This is a genomic window from Candidatus Zixiibacteriota bacterium (genome assembly GCA_040756055.1).
Classification (GTDB): domain Bacteria; phylum Zixibacteria; class MSB-5A5; order GN15; family FEB-12.
In genome coordinates, this window is the sequence record JBFLZR010000002.1 from 318571 (window position 1) to 344252 (window position 25682).

General features: G+C 53.6%; 25 protein-coding genes. 2 read left to right on the forward strand and 23 right to left on the reverse strand.

The window, feature by feature from the left end; genetic code table 11:
• Positions 1-162: 162 nt before the first annotated feature.
• The 9 genes from AB1483_04695 to AB1483_04735 form a co-directional block, all read right to left on the reverse strand.
• Positions 163-786, reverse strand: a complete 624-nt coding sequence (locus AB1483_04695) for a lysophospholipid acyltransferase family protein (protein ID MEW6411757.1) — start codon at positions 784-786, stop codon at positions 163-165.
• Positions 787-789: 3 nt separating this feature from the next.
• Entirely contained in the window at positions 790-1491 is a 702-nt protein-coding gene (cmk, locus tag AB1483_04700; protein MEW6411758.1) for a (d)CMP kinase, read from the reverse strand.
• Positions 1492-1537: 46 nt separating this feature from the next.
• Positions 1538-2332: a basic amino acid ABC transporter substrate-binding protein gene (locus AB1483_04705; GenBank protein ID MEW6411759.1), complete on the reverse strand. Its 795-nt coding sequence runs from the start codon at positions 2330-2332 to the stop codon at positions 1538-1540.
• 133 nt (positions 2333-2465) lie between these two features.
• Positions 2466-3368, reverse strand: coding sequence for a hypothetical protein (locus AB1483_04710; GenBank protein ID MEW6411760.1), 903 nt, complete (start codon positions 3366-3368; stop codon positions 2466-2468).
• A complete protein-coding gene (locus tag AB1483_04715; protein MEW6411761.1) occupies positions 3365-3853 on the reverse strand; it encodes a PspC domain-containing protein in 489 nt (162 codons plus the stop codon). The genes AB1483_04710 and AB1483_04715 overlap by 4 nt, the downstream gene beginning before the upstream one ends.
• A gap of 159 nt (positions 3854-4012) precedes the next feature.
• A complete protein-coding gene (locus AB1483_04720) occupies positions 4013-5251 on the reverse strand; it encodes a zf-HC2 domain-containing protein (GenBank protein ID MEW6411762.1) in 1239 nt (412 codons plus the stop codon).
• Positions 5252-5260: 9 nt separating this feature from the next.
• Entirely contained in the window at positions 5261-5890 is a 630-nt protein-coding gene (locus AB1483_04725) for a sigma-70 family RNA polymerase sigma factor (protein MEW6411763.1), read from the reverse strand.
• The gene (gene holA, locus AB1483_04730) at positions 5862-6854 is read right to left on the reverse strand and encodes a DNA polymerase III subunit delta (protein ID MEW6411764.1); all 993 of its coding nucleotides are present in this window, start codon (positions 6852-6854) and stop codon (positions 5862-5864) included. Before holA ends, AB1483_04725 begins: the two co-directional genes overlap by 29 nt.
• 32 nt (positions 6855-6886) lie before the next feature.
• Positions 6887-7267: a hypothetical protein gene (locus AB1483_04735; protein ID MEW6411765.1), complete on the reverse strand. Its 381-nt coding sequence runs from the start codon at positions 7265-7267 to the stop codon at positions 6887-6889.
• Positions 7268-7499: 232 nt separating this feature from the next.
• Between AB1483_04735 and AB1483_04740 the strand changes: the two genes are divergently transcribed.
• Positions 7500-8159: a hypothetical protein gene (locus AB1483_04740; GenBank protein MEW6411766.1), complete on the forward strand. Its 660-nt coding sequence runs from the start codon at positions 7500-7502 to the stop codon at positions 8157-8159.
• Between the two features lie 15 nt (positions 8160-8174).
• Here AB1483_04740 and AB1483_04745 read toward each other — a convergent pair whose 3' ends face one another.
• The 4 genes from AB1483_04745 to AB1483_04760 are packed head-to-tail and all read right to left on the reverse strand — an operon-like array spanning position 8175 to position 13429.
• Positions 8175-9311: a deoxyguanosinetriphosphate triphosphohydrolase gene (locus AB1483_04745; protein ID MEW6411767.1), complete on the reverse strand. Its 1137-nt coding sequence runs from the start codon at positions 9309-9311 to the stop codon at positions 8175-8177.
• Between the two features lie 12 nt (positions 9312-9323).
• The gene (locus AB1483_04750; GenBank protein MEW6411768.1) at positions 9324-10154 is read right to left on the reverse strand and encodes a hypothetical protein; all 831 of its coding nucleotides are present in this window, start codon (positions 10152-10154) and stop codon (positions 9324-9326) included.
• Positions 10155-10157: 3 nt separating this feature from the next.
• Complete coding sequence (locus AB1483_04755) at positions 10158-11723, reverse strand: lamin tail domain-containing protein (GenBank protein MEW6411769.1); 1566 nt, start codon at positions 11721-11723, stop codon at positions 10158-10160.
• A 44-nt stretch (positions 11724-11767) separates the two neighbouring features.
• On the reverse strand, positions 11768-13429 hold the full coding sequence (locus tag AB1483_04760; GenBank protein ID MEW6411770.1) for a hypothetical protein: 1662 nt from the start codon (positions 13427-13429) through the stop codon (positions 11768-11770).
• A gap of 658 nt (positions 13430-14087) precedes the next feature.
• On the opposite strand from AB1483_04760, the gene AB1483_04765 reads away from it, so the two are divergent.
• Positions 14088-14516, forward strand: coding sequence for a hypothetical protein (locus tag AB1483_04765; protein MEW6411771.1), 429 nt, complete (start codon positions 14088-14090; stop codon positions 14514-14516).
• 139 nt (positions 14517-14655) lie between these two features.
• Here the strand turns inward: AB1483_04765 and AB1483_04770 are convergent, their stop codons facing one another.
• The 10 genes from AB1483_04770 to AB1483_04815 form a co-directional block, all read right to left on the reverse strand.
• Positions 14656-16077, reverse strand: coding sequence for a sigma-54 dependent transcriptional regulator (locus tag AB1483_04770; protein ID MEW6411772.1), 1422 nt, complete (start codon positions 16075-16077; stop codon positions 14656-14658).
• Positions 16078-16090: 13 nt separating this feature from the next.
• Positions 16091-18292, reverse strand: coding sequence for a ribonuclease R (gene rnr, locus AB1483_04775; protein MEW6411773.1), 2202 nt, complete (start codon positions 18290-18292; stop codon positions 16091-16093).
• A 242-nt stretch (positions 18293-18534) separates the two neighbouring features.
• The gene (locus AB1483_04780; protein MEW6411774.1) at positions 18535-19101 is read right to left on the reverse strand and encodes a hypothetical protein; all 567 of its coding nucleotides are present in this window, start codon (positions 19099-19101) and stop codon (positions 18535-18537) included.
• Between the two features lie 23 nt (positions 19102-19124).
• Positions 19125-19739: a hypothetical protein gene (locus tag AB1483_04785; GenBank protein ID MEW6411775.1), complete on the reverse strand. Its 615-nt coding sequence runs from the start codon at positions 19737-19739 to the stop codon at positions 19125-19127.
• Positions 19736-20293, reverse strand: a complete 558-nt coding sequence (locus AB1483_04790; protein MEW6411776.1) for a hypothetical protein — start codon at positions 20291-20293, stop codon at positions 19736-19738. Before AB1483_04790 ends, AB1483_04785 begins: the two co-directional genes overlap by 4 nt.
• Positions 20290-20844, reverse strand: coding sequence for a sigma-70 family RNA polymerase sigma factor (locus AB1483_04795; GenBank protein MEW6411777.1), 555 nt, complete (start codon positions 20842-20844; stop codon positions 20290-20292). The genes AB1483_04790 and AB1483_04795 overlap by 4 nt, the downstream gene beginning before the upstream one ends.
• Positions 20845-20961: 117 nt before the next feature.
• Positions 20962-21990 (reverse strand): rod shape-determining protein, encoded by a 1029-nt coding sequence (locus AB1483_04800; protein ID MEW6411778.1) that lies wholly within the window; start codon positions 21988-21990, stop codon positions 20962-20964.
• 164 nt (positions 21991-22154) lie between these two features.
• Complete coding sequence (locus AB1483_04805) at positions 22155-23285, reverse strand: sodium ion-translocating decarboxylase subunit beta (protein ID MEW6411779.1); 1131 nt, start codon at positions 23283-23285, stop codon at positions 22155-22157.
• A 13-nt stretch (positions 23286-23298) separates the two neighbouring features.
• Positions 23299-25152, reverse strand: coding sequence for a biotin/lipoyl-containing protein (locus AB1483_04810; protein MEW6411780.1), 1854 nt, complete (start codon positions 25150-25152; stop codon positions 23299-23301).
• Positions 25149-25367, reverse strand: coding sequence for a hypothetical protein (locus AB1483_04815; GenBank protein ID MEW6411781.1), 219 nt, complete (start codon positions 25365-25367; stop codon positions 25149-25151). Before AB1483_04815 ends, AB1483_04810 begins: the two co-directional genes overlap by 4 nt.
• Positions 25368-25682: the final 315 nt, after the last annotated feature.

The window sequence follows — 25682 nt, forward strand, 5'->3', positions numbered from 1 at the left end:
CTTTCCCCGATGGTTTTGGATTTTTCCTTTCGGAAAACCATCGGAGCCGCCAGAGCCTGGAGATATGACCCGTAGCGGTTTTGCTATATAACAAAATCTCAGCAATTTACAAGCGCTTTTTTAGCCCGTATGCTAAAATCTATCATCGGCTTGTCGGACGGATTACTTAGCGGGGCGCATTTGGCTCTGGATCTCTTTGATCCGGCTCATGACCAGCTCGGCCAGTTGAAAATAGCCTTCTTTGTTGGCGGGAAAAGAAGCCACCTGTTCCGCGGGAATGGGCGGACCGATAAACATCCCCATGCGTTCCCGCAAGCCCAGGAAACAACTCTTAAGTCTGTTGGAGCCATGGATATAGGCCGGCACAATGGGAACTTTGGTCTGGGTGGCTATGATGCCGATACCGGGTTTAGGCGACAGGAAGTCGACCCCCCGGGCCCGGGTTCCTTCGGGAAAAACCGTCAGTCCGTAACCCTTCTCTATCACCTCGACACACAGCTTAACGGCATTTCGGTCTATCGTGCCGCGTTTTACCGGCAAAGCGTTGGTGCGAGTGATAACCCAGCCGAAGAGCTTATTCTTGAACAGCTCGGCCTTGCCCAGAAAATATACCTGGCGGCGCAGCCAACTTCCGGCGAGAAGAGGATCGAAATATGATCGGTGATTGGTGGCTATTATGAAGCCTCCCGTGGGCGGGATATTTTCCGTACCGGTAATCTCGATGCGAAAAAGCAATTTGGACACCAGCCGGGTCAATGACCAGCCGGCATAGTAGAGAATCTTCATGACTTATTTGAGTACCTGACGGATAAGCGAGATTATGTAATCGACCTGTCCCTCGACAGTCATATCGGTGGTATCGACCGTGAAGGCATCGCGGGCCTTCGTAAGCGGCGAGTGTTTGCGACTAGAGTCGTAATCGTCGCGTCTCTGGATATCGGCCATCTGCTCTTCAAGCGTGGTGCTGACGCCCATCTTGGTCAAATCGATCAATCGGCGGCTGGCGCGTTCTTTCACCGAGGCTGACAGATATACTTTGAGGTCGGCGCGCGGGAAAACCACCGTTGTGGTATCGCGACCTTCGGCCACAATGGAACCATTCTCGGCCAGTTTCTGCTGAAGCGCCACCATCGCCTTCCGGACACCTTTGTGGGCGGAGACTTCGGAGACGTGTCTGGTCACCTCCGGGGAGCGAATTTCCTCGGTAACATCCTGCCCGTTTATGAACACCTTGTTGACCTCCTCGCCGGTCTCAAACTCAATCGGGACTTTCTCGGCCAGGGCGGTAAGTTTGGCGCAGTCGGAGGGAGAAATGTTCGTTTGCAGGGCAAAGTAAGTCAGCGCCCGGTACATGGCGCCGGTATCAAGGTAAGTGAAGCCGAGGCGGGCCGCCAGTTTGCGCGCGGTGGTGGATTTGCCGGAGCCGGCGGGACCATCAATGGCGATTATTTTTCCTTTGAGCCTCGGAAGGTTAAGCTTCAGGTCGTTCATCGTGATTAACTCTACAAAAAGGTGTTCTATCGGCCACCGGCAGAACTCACTGTGACTCGCCACCCGACAGTGTATCGAGCGACAGCCCATCAGGCGGAGGCACCCCGAACCATTTCACATGAAGCTCCGCGTAGCCATCCCCGGCCTTGAATTCCTCAAGAGCCTTGTTCAACTGACCGAGTAATTCGTTATCGGATTTTCTCACGGCTATACCGTAGTATTCTGTCGAGAGTTTTTCACCCACCGTTTTGGCGGTACCGTGTTTGGAAATATAAGCCTGTGTGGTAGGAAAGTCATTCAGTACGGCATCGAGATTACCGTTGGACATGTCGATGAAGGCGGCGCCGATGTTGTCATAGGAAAAAACCTGCAGACCATCGATCCGCTTCGCCATCAACTCGCCCGTGGTGCCGAGTTGGACGCCTACTCTTTTGCTAACCAAGTTTTCCACGCCGAGAATCACGGTATCGTCGAGGGGAACCGCTATAGTTTGACCGGCCAGATAGTACGGGTTGGTGAAATCGACCACCGCGGCGCGTTCGGGAGTTATGGTCACAGCTGAAATGACGGCATCGTACTTCTTGCTCCGCAGTCCGGGGATAATGCCGTCGAATGGCGTGACGATGAACTCCGGTTTCCATCCGTTCAGTTCACACAAGGCGGTCATCAGGTCTATATCAAATCCGGCTGGTTGCCCGGTTTCGGTGTCGACAGATTCGAAGGGTGGATAGGTGGCATCGGTGCCAACCCGCAGTACCTCTCTTTCGGAAGTTTCTGTTTTGTCGCCGGAGCAACTGAGAGTGATTGCCAGCCCGATAATCAGGACCAGTGTCCGTTTCATGTTTATCCCCTGCTTTTGTTTAAGTAATAACTTCTGTGACCTGATGACTGAAAGTAACAAATTTGCGTCGCTCATACAATTAAAAAAGCGACGTTGCCGCCGCTTTTGAATCAGCTATCAGTGACCCGGGATTTTAGAAATAGTCAAGAACGAACGACTGAAGACGCTCGTCGACATTGATTTCCACTTTCGTGGCGACCGTGTCGTACCCCGCCGAAATGAAGGAACCGTCATCGGCCTCGATCATACCGATCGTTGTGAGATACGACTCATAATTACGTCCCAGAATTTTCAGTCCGACATCCTCGGGAACGCGCAATTTGAGCTCGGAATCCGCGCCGCTGATATTAACCGTGACCAGCGGCTCGAGGGTACCGATTTTGACATATATCCTGGCGTCATCGGCCTCGACCTTAAGTCTCTCCAGGCGCGAGGTTGACATATTCAGGTGCATATCGGACTCGTCGCCGATACACTCCAGATCAAGCGGGACATTGTCGGCAAAGCGAAGGTACCAATCCTGCGGATCGCCGGTATCGAATTCGACCGATCCGATGAGGAATTTGCCGGAGCGTCCTCTCAATTCGACCTGAGCGATATCATCAACAACTTCGAAGTTTATCTTCGGTTTTTGCGTGAACCGGTCGAAACGTCCATATACCATGTCTGTGCCGGCATCGCGAATAGTAAGATCGGTGCCATCGCAGTCGAGAACGGCCCTGATTTTCTTCACCTGTGGATCAAAATCCGCGCGGTACGTGGTTTCTGACAGATAGCTCCCTGACTGGCCGCCATAGCTGCTGTTGAACGCCAACGCCAGCCCGACCACGAAAATTCCGACCGAAGTCAGGTAGGATATGAGCTGCAGTTTGGTTTTGGTGAAGATTTTCTCGATACCGACGAAGATCAGAACGATGGCGAAGAAGACGAGAAAATCGAACAGGAAGTTGAAGTTAATCACATCCAGATTCGCCAGCATAATCAACACGCCAATCTGGATAAGGAGAATTCCCCATCTGAAGCGCGCCGGACTCATGAGATCGACCCTCCGTTTTCTGTTTTAGGCTCGTGATTGTTGGCAAATGACGTCATATTGGAGTTATCCACCTGCTTCCTCTTGCGATTGCGCCGAAGGATAAGATACAGTCCTGCTCCTATGAGAATTATGGGCCACAGTTCGTCCCAGTGAAACCAGTACCAGGTTTCTCTCATGACGAGCAGCAAGCCAATGCTGATGAGAATAATTCCCGGCCAGAATCCTTTCCACGAAGATATCGAGTTGGATTGGTTGGAGACGGGTTGGTCGGACGTAGCCTGATGGAGCATCGATTCCTCCTCCGCTTTGGGTACTATGAGCCAGGCGATAAAATAGACCAGAATGGCCACTCCGCCGGTGGCAAAGATAAGTATTACGGAAATCAATCGGAGTATTACCGGATCGATGTCCATGTATTGGCCGAGACCGCCGCAGAGACCGGCGATGATCTTATTGGTCGATGACCTGTAAAGCCGCTTTTCCATTGAAGCCTCCGTTTCTACCACGCACTGTTGAGTTCTGGTATAGTATACGAAAGCCGAAGCGGAAAGTTTTCGAAAGGTGGAATGGCTGCGTCGTGACCGGCGCCGTGGTCTGAGGATAATCTACTCATTGGCAATCGGTTAGTAGTGATCGCTGGCCTCCTACCACTTTCTTTGCTCTAGTTGCTGAATATACCAGGCGGCGTTTAACTTATACACCGAATCATCTTTATCCAGATACTCCCGCAGGGCATCGATAGAGCGCTCATACTCTTTCTTGTCGTCTGTCAACAGACCCACCTGATAGTGGCTTTCCAGCAGAAGGAACTGCGGGTCGTGTTGGGCGAATTCCGTTGAGAGAGAATCGACCAGAGCCGCTTGAGCTTTTTTGTCGAGGTCTTTGGCTTTGGCCGTCAACAGCATTTCGTTCTCCATGAGTATCCCTATGTCGGTAGAGGACACCACCGCCGCGAGCGAGTCCCGTTTGGCTCGCCACTCTTCGAGAGTTGGCTGTGAGGTATCGGTTTCGGCTATTTTCGACGCGGCAGCAGCCTTGCGGCCGGCATCAGTTTTCGAAACATACCCGGAGACAGCATCGGAGTCCATTATGCTAACCGCCGGAGGCGGAGTCTTGGTTTCGCTCTCCTTCTTGAGGATATCGTGAGAAGTGGCTATCCTGCCGGCCTCTTTTGTCGCCAGATTTCCGGGACTCTGGGTATATGGAAACGGTTCAGCAGGAGATTCATCGGGCACTTCGAGTACTTTCAAATCGTCCTTGGCCTCGACCTTCACAACCGTTTTTTCTTTCGATACGACAGCAGAGGGTTCATCGGCGATCGCTCCGGTTTCGTCATAGGGTTGCTCATGTCTCATCTGCAAAAGTTCTTCCCTGGTGGCAACGAGGGTATCGGCGCCAAGGTCGGCCTCGAGTTCCGGCTGGGTTTGAGCCGCCTCGGTATCACCCATCACTACCGAGGAATCGCCCAGAGGGGCCAGTTCTATGCTCTGAGACCTGGCTCGCGGCTTGATTTCTATGTTCACGTTGTCGGTGATATCGGTCTCGTAGAGGGCAATGAAGGCGATAATAGCAACAGTGGCGGCCACGCTCGCGAGTTTCCATCCAAGCCCGTACCACGACGACTTTTTCACATCCACAACTTCGGTCTTCACCTGCTGCGCTCCGAGAGCCTGTTCGATCTTCCGCGCGGAACGTTCCCAGTAGTCATCGTCTTTGAGACCCGAATGTTTTTCCACCATCCGATCGAAAGCCTCGAGTTCGCGCAGGAGCTGCTGGCATTCTTCGCAGGTCTTGATATGCTCGGCAATCAGGTGCTCTTCTTCGTGCTTTAGTTCACCATCGTGGTACGCCGAGATTTTATCTTTGAAATATGAGTGTTCCATATATTAAACCTACTGATCCAATAAATCCTTTAGCTTCTCCATAAGCAACATCCTTGCTCGATAAAGGCGCGAATCCACCGTTCCGGGAGGTATTTTCAGGTAGCTGGCGATAGCGGCATAATCCATCTGCTCGAAATGCCTCAGCACGAACACCGAGCGGAATTTTACCGGCAGAGTCATCAGAGCCTGGTAAAACCGCTTGTGCCCTTCGTCGTTAAGCAGCTTCTCCAGCGGGCCGAGTTCGGTGCTTTCGGGGTTGAAGCCTTTGTCGCTGAGTTCATCGAGCGACTCTTTCTTCTCTTCGCGGTGAATCTGGTTGTAGGCCAGATTGCGAGCGATAGTGGACAGCCAGGGGTAGAACGCGTATTCGGTGCGGAATGTCTTTATGTTATCAAAAGCTTTCACAAATGCTTCCTGTACTATGTCTTCGGTAGCGTCGAAAGACTTGAGCAAACCATAGATATACCTGAAAAGCCGTTTCTGGTGGAGCCTTATAAGTTGACCGTAAGCCTTCTTGTCGCCATTCTGGGCCGCCTCGACCAGTTTCTTTTCAGAAACCTTGCCTCCTTCTGTATTTACAGAAGTGATGTCGCTTTCTTCCCGAATAATATCACCCGTTTTGCGGTTTATTTTCGCCAGCCAGCGTCATGGCCAGCATTTCCAGCGTGGTTTCCGGCTTGATGCCCTTGTGGCGGAGCATTTTATCGGCGTCGGCGATTTCGATTATGATATCCTCAAGGCGCTCATTGGAGTAGCGATCGGCCTGACGCTTCAGTTTGTAGACGATGCGGTCGCGATTTCCAATAGGGTTTTTGCCGTGCTTGACAAGGTATAGCGAGCTGAAATGCTGCTGCATCAGGGTAGTCAGCGTGGCCGGGGAGTTGCCCTCGGAAAGAAGCGTACGCACCATCTGGAGGACTTTTCTGGTATTTCCGGCGACGACATAATCGGCCAGATCGAAGATACCGAAAACCTCGTAGCCGGCGGAGATCTTTTTGATATCTTCGATTTCGACCGTCTCGCCGCTTGATTTGAAATTTATCAGCTTGCCGATCTCCACTTCCATAGCTCCGCGACTTCCGCCGAGAAGCTCGGCCAGCATTCGCAGGGCATCGGGGTTGATGGCTATCCCTTCCTTCTGGAGCCTGCCGCGGATCTGGCCGGCGGTATCCTCGAAGGTGAGTCGCTTGAATTCGATAACCTCGGCCACTTTTGACATCGAATTGAGGAAAGCGGAATTTCGTTTGGGGGTGCGGGTCGATGGGCTGGAGAATATTATAATCCGGTTCGGGTCGGGCGGCGACAGCAGTTCGAGCACGCGGGTGATTTCGGTGGGTTTGTAGCTCTGGAAATCGCGCACGAAAAAGACCTGCTTCTCCCCCAGCATGGGCAGGTTGGCAAGCTTCGCCATCAAATCCGGCGCTTTGGTCTGACGTCCGTCGATTTTGTAAAGATTGGTGGCTGCCTGGCGGTCGGGAAGAAACTGCGAGGCCACGAATTTTTCCGCCTCGCGCATGCGATAGTCCTCTTCACCAAAAAAGTAATAAGCCTGCTTAAAGCGGCCGGCGGTGATATCTTTGTGTAATGTCAGGGGAGTCGGCATACACCCATTATACGGTCATGCCGAAGGGAGCGTCAATCAAAAAGCGAGCGGTAGACCGGGTTGTCATCCGGCTTGATCCACGACAGCGAAAAGCGGTATTTCTTGCGGTAGTCCTTGGCTTTCTGCATCAGGGGAGTAAAGATCAGCGGAGGTTGTTCGTGATTGTTGACCTGGTTGATGATCTTTTTGTTGTTGCCAAAAATCTGGTAGGTGTGGTTCGCGAAATATTTCTGGTTGCTGTCGATAAACTCCAGCAGGGCCAAAAGCGACGCGAAATCGTTGTGATCGTTATTGACGCCATCGAACGGCGCCTTGAACTTTATGCCAAGGTCCGGGATGGAGAAAATGACCACGGCTGATTTATCGAGCTGGTTGCCCTCGGGCAGTTCGTATGAGCCGAAATAACAGTCCATACCGGCAGTAAATGCAACGGCTGTGCCGGACAGAAAGCTAATGCTTCGTTGTTGTATTTCAATAGGTTACGGAAGCGCGGGCGTAAAGAAGGGAGCGATAAATGCAAACGGGTTCATAAAAATTCTTACTAGAGTGCACTTCGGAATTACTCGGCGACACGGTCGATGTTGCGTTTTACAGTAATAGACCTTATCTTATCCCAGTTCGCAAAAACCACAGGGAGGAATTTGTATGAGATGCACGTTATTGGGAGTTTTTTCGATATGTCTGTTGGTTTGTGCGGCCTGCGGGGATAAATCTGTCGACCCGGACACCTTTACGCTTCCACTAACCGCTTTTCCACATTCAATCGGAACCTCGTGGACGTACGAATTGACTGATTCAACTTCTGATGGTTCGGTAGCCCGCTGCACTGTCGTAGTTATGATTGCAGATAGTGTAGCCTATGACTGCGGACAGGAGGACTGTACCGGAACCTTTCAGCAAATATGGGAGCTGCAATGCGACGACATGCTCGACACAGTAACAGTGTTATACCAACACGACTCTCTGCACCTGCGGTATCCATTTGTTGCGATTTCTTTGTTTTTCCCGCTCGAACTAGGTAAGACTTGGACCGCGCTCTATCCGACTGGCACCACTGAAACGAGGGCAGGCGTGGTAGAGATTACAACACTTGAGCTTAACAATGACGCGACCCCCAAATGTATGATAGTCGCCGGCACGGTTTCATACGACAGCGGTATGGGCTACCTTTCCATAGTAAAGGTGGCTCCCAATATTGGAATCGCTGGCATGGATTTTATGCTATGGATCGACTCTACGATCTACGAGATAGGGGCCATTGATATACACCAAAAATGGGAATTAATTGACTGGGATGTGGACTGACGGGCAGGGTACTTCTCAGCACAGCTCTTCGTACATTTTGATGGCGAAGCGGTCGGTCATGCCGGCGATATAATCCGCGATGACAATCTCGGCGTCCTCGGTGAGAAGCATCTCCTGAAAACGCGGCGGCATAAGCGTTGTCTCCCCTTTGATTCTCGCGAAAATGCACTCGATTATCTTGCGCGCCCACTCGGACATCCCCACCAGATTGGAGTGCTTGTACAAACTGCGATTGAGAAAATCTTTCAGTTCGGACACGGTCCTTGCGGTCGACTCAGAGTAGGCGCACAACTTCTCTTTGGCCGAACGAACATCGGACAAACTGCCAATGCTGTTGCGATCAATGCGCCGCTGCGTCTCATTGGCGACATCGGTGACCATCAAATCCAGAAGTCTCCGGACCAGCGCATAGCGGCTCTTGTCATCGGATGGTGATGCTTTCGCGAGCGTTTGTTTCAGGCCGAGCTGGTCCATAAACACGGTACGATCGAGGTCCTCGAACGTGAGAATCCCCGATGACAACCCGTCATCGATATCGTGCGCGTTGTAGGCGATTTCATCGGCGATATCCACCAGCGATGCCTCCAGCGTGGGCTTCTCCTGCGGGTTGAATTCGGGGAGCCTTATCTGCACTTTGGTCTCGTGCTTGACAATCCCCTCGCGGACCTCATAAGTAAGATTCAGTCCGGGATGTTCATCGTAGCGTTGTTCGAGAATATCGACTACTCGAAGCGACTGACGGTTGTGGTTGAACCCGCCGTTGTCTTTCAGCAGGTCATTGAGGACATCCTCGCCCGAATGCCCGAAAGGGGTGTGCCCCAGATCGTGCACCAGCGCGATAGCCTCGGCGAGGTCTTCGTTCAAACGAAGAATGCGCGCCATCGTGCGGCTAATCTGCGCGACCTCGATAGTGTGTGTCAGGCGGGTGCGGAAATGATCCCGGTCGTGCGGAATAAACACCTGCGTTTTGTATTCCATGCGGCGGAAGGCGGAGGAATGGATAATCCGGTCGCGGTCGCGCTGGAATGCCGTGCGCAGGGGGTGTTCGTCGAGCGGATAGGCCCGCCCGCGTGAACGCGATGACAACGCGGCGTAGGGAGCCAGCATCTGCTGCTCTCTGGTTTCGATATCTTTTCTGGTCAGGCCGGCCATGCGCACGCCTTGCTAAGGTTGTTCTGAGTCCTCTCTGCCAAAGGCAAAGGATAGCGACAGGGTGTGTGAAAACCCGAGAGTCGGATGATACGATGTCGCGTAGGTAATAAAACTTCTTTTATAGATTAATTCAAGCCCGGCGCCGTAAATAAACGGCTCGGTCGAAAGCCCCCAGAAAACGGCGGCGATCGATGAAATATCGATCTTCTGCCCCGCCCCCAACTGCGGTTTCTCGCGCTTCTGAGCACTGATTCGCCCGGTGATAGAATATGAACCGGGGCCGATCAATTCGGTGTACAGCGTGTACCTCGGAAGAATACTCTCGCTGTGGTCATACAGTCCGGGGGAGTTGATGTCTTCCGCTACAAACGCCGCAAAAACTTTCTTCGTTCGATAAGATGCTCCCAGTCCGACTGAGAAAGCGTTCAGGTCCGGATAGTGCCCGCCGAAGCCGACTTGCATATACGAGCAATTTACGCCGACACTCACCGAATCATATTGGTAGGCTACCGACAATCTGCCTGTCCTCTCGGCATAGAGATCATCGTCGCCGAACGATATAAACCCGCCGGCGCAGGTAACCGACCCGCGGCGATAGGCGGCGGACATGAACGCCCGATCAAGCTCTTTTAGATCGAATGTTCGGATAGCTCCGAGATCGACTTTCCACTGACGGTCGATAAGTCCGCCGGAGGGAGCCAGAAGGAGTGTCGATGCCGATGAGTTCGAAAGGATGACAGTCTGACCCATACCGTTGCCATCGGCAGTGACAAAATCGAAAGCTCCCGCCGGATGCCCAAGCGACAGCAAAATAACCGCGATTGTGATGGTTGCTCTTTTCATAGCTCACCTCGCCACCACTATCGGTTTCTTGACCGCGCCCACTCCGGCTGCCTCAACATAGATGATGTACATCCCGATCGGTAATCTCTGTCCGGCATCGGAGAGACCATCCCATTGGATTGGCGGCGGAAGATATCTCTCCTTCACGCACAGCCATTTTACCAGTCTCCCCTGACGGTCATAAATCCTCGCGGTGTAGTATTCCGCTTCAGGACCTTCTATGGTGATATCAACCACATCTTCAAAACCGTCGCCGTCGGGCGAAATATACGATGATGACAGCTCGACTTTCACGGATGACCCGACTGCATTAATCACCACCTCGTTGGGCGCACCCGGTGTGCCTCCTGCCGCAAGAGACCTTCCCCATCCTCCGGTATCGGCCCCCTCAATCATCCTGCTCCATGTGAAATTGTTTTCGAAGGCGGTGGTATATTGGAAACGGTCAGCTTCGACGCCATAGCTGTCGACGAGCCTGACTATATCACCTTCGTTATTGAGCGATGCCCAGCTTGATGGCTCCACGCACGTACCATCGAAATCCGGGTTGTAAAGGCGGAAGTACTCTTCGGACTCGACGAGAACGACATACTCGCCCGGCCCGATACCGAGGCAGTCATCGCACAGGCCGTGCACACTTACGGAGTCCCCGATCTGCCAGCCGCTCATATCTACTGTCTCATTCGAATGATTATATATTTCCACCCATTCGTAGTAGATGTTAACTTGCGGGTTGGGCAGAAACTCGCTCAAGACGATCGGCGGATAATCACCTCCCACCGCTACGAACGCACGGCTGTTGTTGCGATCGCGATCGTCGGGCGACAGGGCGGCGGCGAGCGGAGTGTATATCCGATCAAATAAGTACTCCCCTGTCAGGTCAAACGTATCCTCAGGTTTCAGCGTCTCGACTGGTATGACATCGATTGTATCCACTCCATTTGTGTCGGTAACACACAACTGTGCTCCGCTGACCTCATTGAGGCCCATGTTGGCAATCGTGAAAGTTACTATCGACCCGCCATCGTGCGGAGTAACATGTATGTCCGCGATGGCCAGGTCGTGTCCGGCGGGTGTCAATGAATTCAGAAGGCCGGGAGTACTTCCTGTCGGATGAACCGATTGGCCCGTACTATCCGATAGCGGAAACACTCTTTCCCACGAAACACCATCGCCACCGGAGCGGCTCCACGAGAGCGATGAAACCTCCGAAAAGTTGTGCCAGAGCGACACGCTGCCGGACTCGTTCGTCAGCGAGAACGATGCCTCAAGGGGAGTCTGAGAGGCGCTTTCATATTCGGTATCCCCCCAGACGCCGGAGCTGTCGCCCCAGAATGACTCGAAACCCTGCGATGCAGCCGTGGCAAAAAGTCTTCTGCAGATGATGAAGTACTCGCCCTGTCCGAGTGTTACATCGGACGGAAAGGTTATAATATCATCATCGCTGTGAAGCTCGTAGCCATCGAGCGATACCGCCTCGCCGAAATTATACAGCTCGATCCACTCCAGCGAGGTGATCGAACCCGGCTCGTTGGCCAGAACCTCGTTGACAATTATCTGAGCCGACACCGGCGCGGCTACAAGTATCGCCGCAGCAACAAAGACGGCTGCTATCAGCCCCAGAGATAAACCAGGTCGAGCAATATCTGCGTTCGATGTCGGTCGAGGTAGTTTCGGTAGTATCGGTGCATCACTTTCGCTCCGACCGACAACCCCCCCGCGACCCGAAAACTGTTTTTTACATATGCGTACCAATTATTCGTTCTCCCCTCACTGAGATCGATTCTGGTAAGATTGGTCCAGAGTTCAACCCGGATGTATGATTTAAATTCGTATTTCAACATAGTGAAAAGTGACACGTAGCCGGGCTCGCCGGTCTCGGTGTCGTAGCCAATGTGCGACCTGAAATATAACCGGTCTGTCTTGTACCGGGCCACAAGTCTCGTCTGCCTGTGGGTGACATCCGTGCCGCTCGACGAACCGACCCGGTGTTGTGTCTTGGTCAGAAAGTTGCCGCTCAAGGTGAGCCGGTTGAGCTTGAGATTCAGCTCACTCAGCCACTGGGTATTGATCGTGTCGCTGTTAAACGACGCATACAGGGCGGAGTTGGCGAATTCCAGTCTGCTGCTCAAGTCAACAACTGTCTTAACCATCGCGCCTTCCTGACCCGAGCGTTTCGTATTGTATTGGAAAGCGACCTCGTCGAGAGTATCCCTGTGCCGCAAACCTGCGGCCTTGCTACCGGACGAGAGATCGATAAACTCATCGCTGTACGCCCAGAGCGCGTATTTGATTTCCGCCTGATGCAACCTGTGGCGACCCTCTATCACGAACGCTCCCGGTGATGACCGCGCACCATCCTGCCACACGAATTCGGCGCCGACTCTCCCCCGCTTGTATCTGTGCGCAACATTCAGGCCATACTTGAGGTCGTCTATCGACTCCCCGGTTTCCCGATTCTTGAGATTGTTGACTCCGAACAGCAACGATGGTTTCAGTGGCAGTTGTTCGAATTGAACAATCGATGCTCCACTGCTCAGGCGGAACAAATCGTCACGGACGACCGATGCTACTGTTTGAACGTCCACTCCTCCGGCTGCAACACGCACCAGGCCGCCGTTGGAGCCGCCGTAGTCGGGGAACATCAAAGACTCCCTGTCGATCCCATCGGAGGACGAAAGCAGTCTGCCGCGATAGCCATACACGGTACCCATGCCAAACCGTCTCGAGAAGGATCCTACGAGAATTTCCCTGACCGTACTTTTTGGATTACGGTAAGAGAGTGAGCGCGACAGCAATATCTCTTCTTCGTCGTAATAGTCGCGACGGAAGGCCAAATCCGCGTATATGCGGTCGCGCAATCGCAGGTCAAGTTTCGTTTGAGAATTATAGCCGCTGAATTCCTCGATATAGCGGTAGTAGGAGTGCCGGAGTCTGCCGATGACGATGCCCGGTTCTCGGGCGGTTGAAGCGCTGTCGGTCGCGAAGGCGATCTGCTGTTCCTGTTCTAATTGCGACGCGAGTGAATTGGAGTCGAGGCCGAAGAAGCCGAGGTTGGGGATTTGATCGAGCAGGTGGATATTCGACGAGTCCAGCCCGTTGACGGCTATTTCCAGAAGGATTACATATTGCTCGTAGGTGATTTCGCCTGAGCGAAGGGCCTGGATGATTTCGTCTTCGGACGGCAGAATCGTGGTTGAGAGGTCTTGTGTCCGAAGGCTCCCTCCCCCCAGCAATACCACCAGCGCCATTGCTGTCAGTAGTGCCGTTTTCACGCTGGTTAATTATAGACAAATCCGTCGCTGAAGGCAAGCGGGGAATTTTGTATCTATGTTCCGTCAGGTCCTGATTTCGCGTAGCGGAATTGTGACCTGACGGCTCGCAATTCTGTGCGCGGCAGATGTCCCCATCTGCCCGATTCTGTGCGCGGCAGATGTCCCCATCTGCCCGATTCCGGGTGGCAGGCTCAAACTTGCTTTGGGCCTGATGAAAGCAACGGAATTGGTAGGCTCACGCCGCGGCGTGAGCCTACCAACGTGCCTGCATCCGATAGAAGATAGTCTGAGTAGCGATTTTGACAGGATTTGTGCGGAAAATGTAGACCCACCTGACGCTGACGCTTTAGGTGGGGTACCGTACCGGTGCTGTTTTCACGCTGGTTAATTATAGACAAATCCGTCGCTGAAGGCAAGTGGGGATTTGGGGGGCTGTTGGAGCTGGATCACATGGTCGGCGTCGTTGTTGGTCGTAAGCGCATGATATTTCACGCGATACAGGGGCGGGAATCGCCCGGATCACGCAAGGCGGTATTGCCACGGTACTGAAACCTCGAACATCTGCCGATAGAACATTAATGGGAGGATTTGTGGTCCGACCGCATCTGGGAGCAAGCAGCAATTCACATAATTTTCGATTATTTACACTGGAGTTGAGATGAAATACAAAGATGAAGTAACCACGCTGCCGGCGATACTCTGCGCGGTCGGCATCGTGCTCACCCTGGCTATCGGGCGGTTTCCAAGTGCCATGACAGGTTTTGTGAATTCCGCTATCCTGTGGATACTCGGCATAGTCTGGGGCGCGGCGGCCGTTCTGACCTGCGTCAGATGTTTCCGGCAGAAGTGGCCGTTTAAGAAAGCATTCCTCGGTTCGTTTCTCTATCTGGTGGTGCCGGTGTTCTGGTTCTGGTTCACCTATGCCTATTTCTGGAAAACGCCGCCGACAACGATCGGTGAATTTGGAGAGATCGTGCTGGTAGCCCTCGCGTGGACGCTCACCATGACCCTGCCGGCGTCGCTGTTTCTATCATTGTCTTATGTCTTGATTCGCAAAGACTCAACCGGCGAGGTTGAATCGGCCTGAGATAATATGGGAATCGGCAGATGGGGACATCTGCCGGGCACGGATTGGCGGGCGGACATCTGCCGGCCACGGAATCGGCTTGAGACAAATATGGCGGGTTCTAAGAAGGACCCGCCCTACGAACGCGGTACGATAATATCTAGCTCAGCCCGTACTTCTTCAACTTGCGATACAATGTTCGCTCGCCGATACCGAGGCGGCGGGCGGTCTCCTTGCGGTTGCCCTTGGTCTCGTCGAGGATCTGCTCAATCATCATCTTCTCCATCTGCTCCATGTTCATCCCCCTGGTGGCCTCGGCGGCATCGGAAGAATAATCCCCGGGCGGCGTTTCCGACGGAAGATGCGATGTGATCAAATCGCGGAGCATCCGGATTTCGTTGCCCATAGACAGGATGGCGTGATAGATAAGCTCGTGACCGGCCTCTTCGACAGTCTTGCCGGTGGTAACTGGTAGATTCAGCGCGGTGCTGTACTGCTCTTCGATAAAGCGCTCAACATCCTCAACCTCGACCATCCCGCCTTTCTTGAGCGCGCCCATCCGGTCGGCGAAATTTTTGAGCTGGCGAACATTGCCCGGCCAGTCATACTTGACCAGCAGTTCGATAGCGGCATCGGAATAACTCAGCTTAGGGTAGCCGCGCGAGAAATGCTGAAGCAGCGGATAGATATCGCAGGTGCGCTCGAACAGCGGCGGCAGGACAACTTTGACCACGCCGATTCGGAAATATAAGTCTTCGCGGAAGGCCCGCTCGCTGATAGCCTCGGTGAGATCGCGGTTGGTGGCGGAGACGACGCGAACATCGGCGCGCTGCGCTGCCGACGATCCGACCGGGTAGTAAGTGCCGTCTTCGAGCACCCGAAGCAGCTTGACTTGCATGTCGGGTTTGGTTTCGCCGATTTCATCGAGGAAAATCGTGCCGCCATCGGCCTTGTGAAACAGCCCCTCACGTTTGGATACCGAACCGGTGAAAGCCCCTTTTTCGTGGCCGAACAGTTCGGACTCGAGCACTCCTTCGGCGATAGCTCCGCAGTTGATAGCGACAAACGGTTTTTCGCTGCGTTCGGAGTTATCGTGGATAGCGCGCGCCACCAGTTCCTTGCCGGAGCCTGATGGTCCGACAATCATCACGGGAACATCGGTGGGCGCGATACGGTCGATAGTTTCGGCGACGATTTTCATCTTGGCCGACCGGCCGATGATTTTGAAATTGCTCAGCAACTCTTTCTGATAGAGGATCTGCTTTACTTTCTTGATTATGCCTTCCTGGCCGAGGTCCGCCGAGATGTGACCATCGATAAAATCATCCTCCGGTTCGATATCATGGCTGTCCGCCACGACATGCCAGATTTCGGTCAGGCCGTTGTAACGCCGTATGCGAGCCGCCACGGGGTACTTGAAAGTGCCGCGGGCGTCATCGACAAGTACGATATCGATCTGTTTCTCCCTGACGGTCTGATACAGTTCGGGGATTTCGTGAACGACGATGCCGATTTGTTGCCAGTCGATTTGTTGACTGACCGATGACTGGGAATCTGCTAAAACAACAACTCTGGATAACATGGCTCAGATGCTTTTATTGTTTTCTTTTCTTTTTTATCTGCTTCTGTTTGGGCTGACGTTCTTTTTCTTTTTTGTTTTTCTTTTGGCCGGTCTTTTTAGCCGCTTTCTTTGGCTCTTCTATCACGAAGAGGTCCATCTCCTGCGCCACGGTATCGACTCTCGTCACGCCAACCTTGACGCGCCCGCCGAGACGGAAAGTCCGGCCGGTGCGACGGCCGACCATGCGGTAGTTCTTCTCGTCGAAATGGTAGTAATCGTCATCGATAGTCGACACCCGGACCATGCCTTCGACGGCGACGTTATCGAGACGCACGAAGAAGCCGTAGGAGGTTACGCCGGAGATGGTGCCTTCGAAATGGTCGCCGACGTGTTTGCTCATGAACTGCATCTGTTTGACCTTGACAGCATCGCGCTCGGCCGATTCGGCGGTGCGTTCGGTATCGGAGCAGTGGCGTCCGACGCTGTCGATGAAAGTGGTCACTTTACGCGCATAGGCGACCGGATATTTTCCGCCAGCAAGTTTGCGAAGCAGGCGGTGCACGACGAGATCCGGGTAGCGCCGGATCGGCGACGTGAAGTGGGTGTAGTGGGTAAAGGCCAGTCCGAAATGCCCTATATTCTCGCGCTGGTAGACCGCTTTTTTCATCGAACGCAGCATCAGTTCGTTTATGAAGTCTTCCTCGGGGGCATCTTTGATGTTATCCAGAAAGCGCGCGAAAGCCAACGGTTTCATATCCGGCGAAACCGGGAAATTGTACCCGAGGCGTTTCATCAGGTGCGAGAATTCGTTGATGCGTTCAAGGTCCGGTTTATCGTGGACGCGATAAAGAAACGGCTGAGCCTTTCGAAAGACTTCGAGCGCGACCGCCCTGTTGGCGGCCAGCATAAATTCCTCGACAAGGCGATGCGACTCAAGGCGTATTTTGTGGCCGAGTTCGATAACCTCGCCTTTCTTATTGAGGATGATTTTGGTTTCGGGCAAATCGAAATCGAGGGAGCCTTCGGCAAACCGCCATTTATTCAAAAGCAGCGCCAGTTGCCGGGCGGTTTTGAGGTTGGAGGCTACTTTTTTGACGGCGGGAGTTTCTTCGCCGGTGTCAAAAAACTGCTGAACATCTTCATAACTCAACTTGGCTTGCGATTTTATGATGGTATCGGCGAAGGTCCACCGGAGCATCTTGCCATTCTTATCGAAGTCGATAAAGACCGAATGCGCCAGTCTCTTGCGGTTAACCTTGAGCGAGCAGACATCGTTGGACAATATCTCCGGCAGCATGGGGATCACCATGCCGGGCAGGTAAACCGAGTTGCCGCGCAGGAAAGCTTCTTTGTCGAGCGCGGTACCTTCTTCGACAAAGTGGGAGACATCGGCGATGTGAACCGATAGACGGTAGCCATCGACCGTCTTCTCTACACTGACAGCGTCGTCGTGGTCTTTCGCGTCAGCCGGGTCTATCGTGTAAACGCAGTGTTGGGTGCAATCAAGGCGGTGGGACAGATCATCATCGGTGAGTCTTGCCGAGGCCAGTTCCGCCTGCGAGAGGACTTCATCGGGGAATGTTTCCGGGAAGTCGTAATTCTTGATCACGGTGAGCATGTCGACACCCGGCTGGCCGGGAAATCCGATCCGCTCGGTGATTTTGCCTTCGGGATTAAGATGGGGATCGTCCCAGGCTGTGAGAACCGCCACCACCTTCTCCCCTTCTTTGGCGCTCTTCGTTTCATTGGAGGGGATGTACAAATCGCGATGGAAACGTTTGTTATCGGGAGTCACGAATGAGAAATTGCGTCCCCGGTGGAAGACGCCGACGATGTTGCGCTTGGCGCGCTGGACTATTTTTATCACCGTGCCGGCCTGGCGGCCGCTGATTATTCCGGCGAGACGGACCATCACCGTGTCGCCATCGAGAGCCGTACCCAGCCTGACGGCGGGAATGAAGATGTCTTCATCTTGTCCCTCGACCACCAGAAAGCCCGCTCCGCCGCGGGTGACCACGATAGTCCCGACGCGGACATCAAGCTCGGAGGCAAGACCGAGGCGGTTGCGTTTTAGTTTGACCAGTTCACCGGAGTCGATCAGGTCTTTGATTGTCTTCCTGAAGGCGTTGTATTCGGACGATGGTATCGCGAGGGCTTTGGCCAGTTCTTTGGTCTTCATCGGGTGCGCCGATTTCTGCCTGATGAAGTCGATTATTTTTCGGGTATCTTGTTTCATATTATAGAAATATCGACTTATCATCATGCCGAGTCAAGCAATTTTGGCAGAAATCGGCCAATTTGGCAGCACACTACGTGTGTTTTAGCGCATTTTGGAAGGGTTGGCAGTATTCGGGGGCACCCCGGAGGGATGGTGTGCTCGGGGCAATAAAAGAAGCCCGCCGGTGCGGGCTTTCTTAGAGTAGTGAGAATAGAAGGAGGAACTGAAGTTAGGTTCAGTCGTGCTCTTTATATAAGGGGTCAACCACCCTGCGGGCCGAAACCCATGCCTTGGCCGGGGCCCTGGCCCTGTCCGGGTCCGGGACAGTTCGGGTTTTGGCCGCGCATGCGGGCGGTTTTTTTGCGGAATTGTTTAAGCTGATCGACCTGCTCGGCGGTCAAAACTCCCTTGGCCTGTTGGAAGTGCGTGTAGTGCATTTTCTTCATGTCGGCTTTGAGTTTTGCCACCTGGTCGATAGCGGCGAAGATCTGGCCCTGGTCGGCATCATCACGCATGAGGGCGCGCAGATTGATCTCGGCTTTTTCGAGGGCGGCTTTTTTGTCGACGCGCTCGGTCTGGAAAGTGGTCATCATCTTTTCCAGTTTATCCTGTTGCTCGTCGGTGAGTTTGAGTTCATCGGCGTGAGCCAGGATAGCGCGCAGGCCGGGCATACCGTCATGTTGCCCCATGTGTTTGCCCATACCGCGGTGCATTCCCTGCGGGCCGAATCCGGGTCCGTCGCAATCGCCGCCGCCCTGGCCGGGCTGCGCCATGGCCACAGGTGCGGCCAGCGCCAGAATCAGGGTTAGTACGAGTAGTTTCTTCATTGGTGTCTCCTTTCAGTTATTACTTACAGTGAATCTTCATCGTCAATGCTGTCGGGGTCGAAAGGCTCCATACCGGGAGGACCCGGATGAGGTCCCATGCCCCGTCCACGACGCTGCATCATACGCTCGAATACTTCTTTTTCGAATCGTTGTTCGAACACCAGCAGCAGGGCATACTGTTTAAGAGTGAGAAGATCGCGGGCCTGCTGGTGAAAAGTCGCGATCGAATTCGCCCGTTCGGATTCCATATCTTCGAGCCTGCTTACGAGTCTTTCTATTTCAGCATCTGAGAGATTTTTCTCCCGAAGGCCGGTGGCGAGAGTATCCTGAATGGCGGTCAGCTCGCGCACGGAGGTCATCATTCGGAAGCGAAAGTCTTTCGCTATTTCACGAAGGCGCTCTTGTTTATCGTCGTCGAGCTGAAGCAGTTCAAACAGTTTTTTCATGCGAAGGCGCTCGAACTCCTGCGGTACGGGTCCGAAACCGGGGGCGCCCTGACGATGCATCCCCTGGTGCATCGGCTGACCGGACATCATCATGGAAGAATCATCAGGTTTGGCCTGCGCCTTGATTTCTACGGCCGTGAGACCGATAGCCAGGGCGGCTACCAGGGAGATTGTAAATATCAGACGCTTCATAATATGTCCTTCACGTCAAAGTTTTCATCGAGATATTTGAGGTCTTCCTCGGTCATTTCTTCCACGAGCATGTTACTGGTGGTTTGGTAATCACCGGCAGTGGAGCCGTAGAAGAGGTAATCCGTATCTTCATCGCCGGCCTCAGCAATCAACTGGGGGCTGACGTCTACAATAGTCGAGTCGGGGTGGATCCAGGCGGTCTGTTGGCCGTTGCCGCTGAACCAACCCAGCATGTATGCCATGAATGACATGCCGACTACAAGTATGACTGCGGCGGCGGCCGGGACGTATGACGCAAAAATGGAGCTGACGTTGGTGACTCTGGTCAGTTCGAGCTGATCGATCCGCTCGTCGACACGCTCTACCATCCGCTGCACAGTGACTTCATCAGCGTAGAAGTCCCGGTCGGTTCCGAGTTGTCCCACCGCAGAAAGCAGCTCGCTGTAGAAAGCGCCGCATTCAGCGCACTCATGGAGATGTTTTTGAAGTTCATCGGGAATCTGTTCTACGCCGACATATAAAAGCAATTCATCTTGTATTTGCTGGCAGTTCATTGACTCCATCCTTCGCTAACGGCCACCTGGCGAAGCTTTTTGACAGCCTCGCGATAGAGTGTTTTAACGGTTCCCACGGCGCGGCCGCTGACGTTTGCGACCTCGTCAAAGGGAAGTTCTTTATAAAACCGAAGTTCGAATATTTTTCTTTGTTGCGCCGGCAGTTGTCCCATGAAAGCCAGGATTCGTTCGCGGAGTTCTTTGCGCTGCAGATCGCGTCCGGGGTCATCGACCGCCGAGATCGCCTGCAGAGCTTCATCGCCCGCCGACCGACTCTCTCTTTTAACGAAGTTGATTGCTTTGTTAGTGGCGATGCGGTAGATCCAGCTTTCGAATTTGGAGTCGCCCTTGAAGCTGTCGAGGTTCTGCCAGGCGGCGACAAAAGTGTCCTGGGCAAGATCCATGGCGCTGTCTTTGTCGCGAGTCATCTTGTATGTCAGAGCAATCACGGGATTCATCATAATCCTTACAATTTCGGAGAAGGCCTTGCGTTCACCGAGCCGGGCCAGCTCCACCAGTCTGCTTATTCGTTCGGTGTCTATCTTGTTCATCCGTTTTTTTTCTGCTTTTAAGACAATCAGGCTCAGAAAAGGATTAATGGCTATTTCTGACAAGCAAAAAAAAGCCGGGAGTGTTCCCGGCTTTGTAAGCTCATGTTTCGTAGCGGTTTAATCCTTGCGGCTCTTCTCTAAAACCTTGGCGTATGAGGTGAAATCGGTCAGGACTTTACCGGTCCCCCTGACCACGCAGGTCAGCGGATCTTCGGCCACGTTTACCGGCAGATTGGTTTCCTGACGGAGGCGTTTGTCAAGGCCGCGCAGCAGCGCGCCGCCGCCGGTCAGGATTATTCCGCGCTCGAGGATATCGGAAGCGAGTTCAGGCGGGGTTCTTTCGAGCGCCTGCCTCACCGCTTCGACAATTATATCAATCGTCTCGGACAACGCTTCCCTGACCTGCACCGATGAGAGTTTGAGATTCTTCGGCACGCCGGCGACGAGATCGCGTCCTTTGATTTCCATCGAGAGTTCTTTATCGAGAGGAAACGCCGAGCCGATTCTTATTTTGATCTCTTCGGCGGTGAGTTCACCGATGAGCAGATTATAATTCTTTTTCAGATACATGATGATAGCGTCGTTGAGTTCATCACCGGCGACGCGAATCGAGGTATCGTTGACGATGCCATTGAGGGCGATGACAGCGATTTCCGAGGTCCCGCCGCCAATGTCGATGATCATGCTGCCGGAAGGTTGTTCGACGGGCAGGCCGACACCGATTGCGGCCGCCATTGGTTCCTGAATCAGGTAAACTTCGCGCGCGCCGGCGTTTTCGGCGGAGTCGCGAACGGCCCTTTTTTCGACCTCGGTAATACCGGATGGTACTGACACGACCACTCGCGGTTTCATGAGGAATTTGTGTTTAACGACTCGCCTGATAAAGTCGGCGATGAGTTTTTCGGAGATTTCGAAATCAGCGATGACGCCATCTTTGAGCGGTCGGATGGCAGCGATTCCGCCGGGAGTGCGTCCGGTCATCTCTTTCGCGGCTGAGCCAATGGCGAGAACTCTGCCGCTGGTTTTTTCGACCGCGACGACAGAGGGTTCATTCAGGACGATTCCCTGTCCTCGAACATAAACCAGAGTGTTGGCGGTTCCGAGATCGATTCCGATGTCATTGGAAAGTGAGTCGAAGACTCCCAAGGTAAAATCCCTTTATTGTTTATCCCTGTTTCGTAAGCCGTTGGGTTGTTGCTTCTTTTATCGATTATCGATACAAATTGCCAATAGTTTATCGCCTAAAGTCAAAAAGAGCAATAAAAAAGTGGCTTCGCGGCACTTTTGAATGTGACAGCTGATGCTCCGGTCTATCCGGCCAGCAGGGTCAAAAACACGCCCGCGGCCACTGCCGAACCGATAACCCCGGCCACATTTGGTCCCATCGCCGGCATCAGGGGGTTGACCTTGTTGTCGGTGCTATCGGCCACAAACCGCTGTACGACGCGGGCGGACATTGGGACCGCAGAAACGCCGGCTGCGCCAATACACGGATTAATCTTTTTGCCTTCCGGTAGAATCAGATTAAGGACTTTGGCGAATAGCACCCCGCCGGCCGTGCTGAACGAGAAGGCCACCGCTCCGAGAATCAGAATCAGGATGGTCCGGTAAGTCAGGAAATGGGGGCCATCCATGGTAGCGCCCACCGCCAGACCGAGGAACATGGTGACGATGTCGATGAGCGAGCCGCCGGCGGTTTTGCGCAGACGTTCGGTCACGCCGCACTCCCGCAGCAGGTTGCCGAACATGAGCATCCCGATAAGCGGGGCGCTGGACGGTATGGCCAGAGAGGCCAGGATACCGGTCACAATCGGGAACAGGATGGCTGCCGTTTTGGAGACCGGCAGGGCCTGAGGCATATCAATCGCCCGTTCGTTGTGGGTGGTGAGCAGCCGCATGATGGGCGGCTGGATAATCGGAACCAGCGACATGTAACTGTACGCCGCGACCGCGATTGGTCCGAGAAGTTCCGGCGCCAGTTTGCTTGTCAGAAATATCGATGTGGGCCCATCGGCGCCACCGATAATGCCGATACAGGCTGCTTCTTTGGGATCGAATCCGAGCAGGTAAGCCGCTCCGAGAGCGGCCACGAAGATGCCCAACTGGGCGGCCGCACCGAGCAAGAAAGTAAGCGGCCTTGCCAGAAGGGGCCTGAAATCAATCAGCACGCCGATACCGAGGAAGATGACCGGCGGAAGGAGTTCGGTTCTGATGCCGCTGTTGTAAATGAGAGCCATTATACCTTCGCCATAAGAACCCATATCGGCCAGCGGAAGATTGGCCAAGATGGTGCCGAAACCAATGGGAATGAGAAGCAGCGGTTCATAGTATTTGACGATGGCAAGGTAGATCAAGGTGCCGGCGACGGCAAACATGACCCAGTTGCTCCAGCTAAGGTGCGCGAAGCCGGACTGTTGTGCCAGTTCAAGAATCGCATTCATAATGTCCGGCCCTTTATGAAATTGTCATTATCGGTTTCGACGCATCGATTTCATCGCCAATTCTAACGTATATGGCGGAGATTCTTCCATCGCACGGGGCTTTGATTTCGTGCTTGGCTTTCATCGCCTCGACAGCGGCGATCACATGTCCTTTTACTACCGATTCACCTTCCTTCACGAGAATGTCGACGACCTCGACAAATCCGGCAAAGGTGGAGTACACCTTAATACCGCCCGAGGCTGCCGGCGCCGGGGCTGCCGCCGGAGCCGGAGCGACAGCGGCAGTGGCAGCGCCGCTGGCGGGCTCGACCGTTATCATAAAACTGCGCCGGACGCCATCTTCTTCCACCGTGCACCGCGTGGTGACCGGGCCGGTAATGCCGGCAGGTGCGGACGACGGCACGGCGGATGGGGCAGCAGCAGGAGCCGCTTCAGCTTTCTTTTTCAGCGGGAGATCAATCTTGCCGTTGCCGGTAAGCAGACGGATACCCTCGTTAAGCTCCATCTTCTTGCCCGGAACCATAGCCGCCAGGACCAGGAAAATATTGTGGTCGTTGACCGGCAGACCGCGCTCTTCGAGAGCTTTGCGAGCCGGCTCGATGTTTTTCGGCGCGGCTTCCAGCGGGTCGCCGTCAAACACCGGGAGTTCACGTTGCTCGGACGCAGCCTTGACAACCTGAGGATCGGGCGGAAGAGGAGTTTTTCCGAAGTAGCCGAGAACGGCTTTTCCGTATCCGGCATCGATTTTTTTCCAGCGGCCGTAGAGAACGTTGTTAAACGCCTGCAGCCAGTACTGCTGGCTTCCGGGGGTAACGCTTGTCCACGCGCCACCGGCTTCGACCACCACCGGGAACTCGGCCAGCACATCGCTGTACTTGTCGAGAATGCCTGCCTTAACCATCATGTGGACGTTCGGGCCGATAGCTCCACCGGGCATCGGGAAGCCCAGGACGCGAGCGTCGGCGGTGGTGGTGGCAGGATTGAAGTCGTATTCTTTCAGAGCTTCATCGAGCATCTTTTCGAGCTCGTTCATTTTGGAAACATCGATATCCAGCGAATATCCGGTTCCCTTGAGGCCGTGCGCGAGCGAGCGAACATCGGGCTGCACCGTCCCCGAGGCCATCGGCCGCAAAGACAGGTCAACACCATCGACACCCGCGGCGATACCGGCCATATAACAAGCGACAGCCGTGCTGGCGGTATCGTGAGTATGAAGCCAGAGAATCATTTCCGGCGGCATGAGTTTTTTGAGACCTTTGGCGGTTTCGTAGATCGTCTTGGGATCGGTGGTGCCGCTGGCGTCTTTGAGACAGATCGAGTCGATCTTCATACCGCTGTCGAGAAGGCGTTTGCCGATATTTATATAAAATTCCGGAGTGTGGACTTTGTCGGACTCAAATGGGAGCCCCATGAGAGCGATACAGACCTGGTGGTGCATGCCCGCGTCGATAATGGGCTTGCCGGTTTTTATCAGATTGTCGACATCGTTCATGTAGTCGAAATTGCGGTCCCAGGTGGTGCCGTATTCTTTCATCAGTTTGGCCTGAAGCGTGAGGCCTTCAAGCGACTGGGTGGTGAGCGTCACACCTGAGACAGAGCGGGTGAGAATCTGCAAGTCGACCTTTGGACCCACAGCCTCGCGCATCTTTTTCATATCGTCGAAAGGATCCTCACCGAGATAGAAATATGGAGCCTGGTAACGAGCGCCGCCTCCGAATTCGAAATGTTTTATTCCCATTTCGGCGCTGGCCTGCATCACGGGTAGAATATCATTGAGACGGACCTTGCCGCCGAAGGAGCTTTGAAGACCGTCGCGGAACGGGGTGAACATCACCCTGATTTCCTTAGGTGTACTGGTGAAAATCATTTTATCTCCTCAACCTTGGTAATTTTTGTTCCAGGGTAAATGGTCGAAATGACCGAGGCAATGGCCGCCAGATAGGCGCTGTCGGTTTTGAGTTTGACGACTTTCTCCGGAAATACGGCCATGATGGTCCGCATGACCAACGCCAAAAAAGTCAGGACCAGAAATACCACAAAAAAGGCAGAAATGCAGATGACCAGCAGATCCGTCGATCCCATAAGGTATTCTCCTGTTTCACAGGTTTCGAGCTAACGATGTATTCAAAAAGAACCGCAATTACGAACGATGGGTTTTCCCGCGACCGCATGCAGCGGAAAAACAATAAAACAGTATATATAAATGCCATTTCAGATTCAAGAGGCAAAATCAACGAATTCTTGTACCAACGGATGATATTGTATTTGTTGCTAGTACAGCCGCCCTATTTTGGAGTATTTTGTCGACATCGGCCGAAAAACCCGCCGTCGGCCGGTTGTCTGTAAGGCGTTCGGGCGGGAATGCTTTGTGACAACGGATTTAGTTGTCATTGTTGC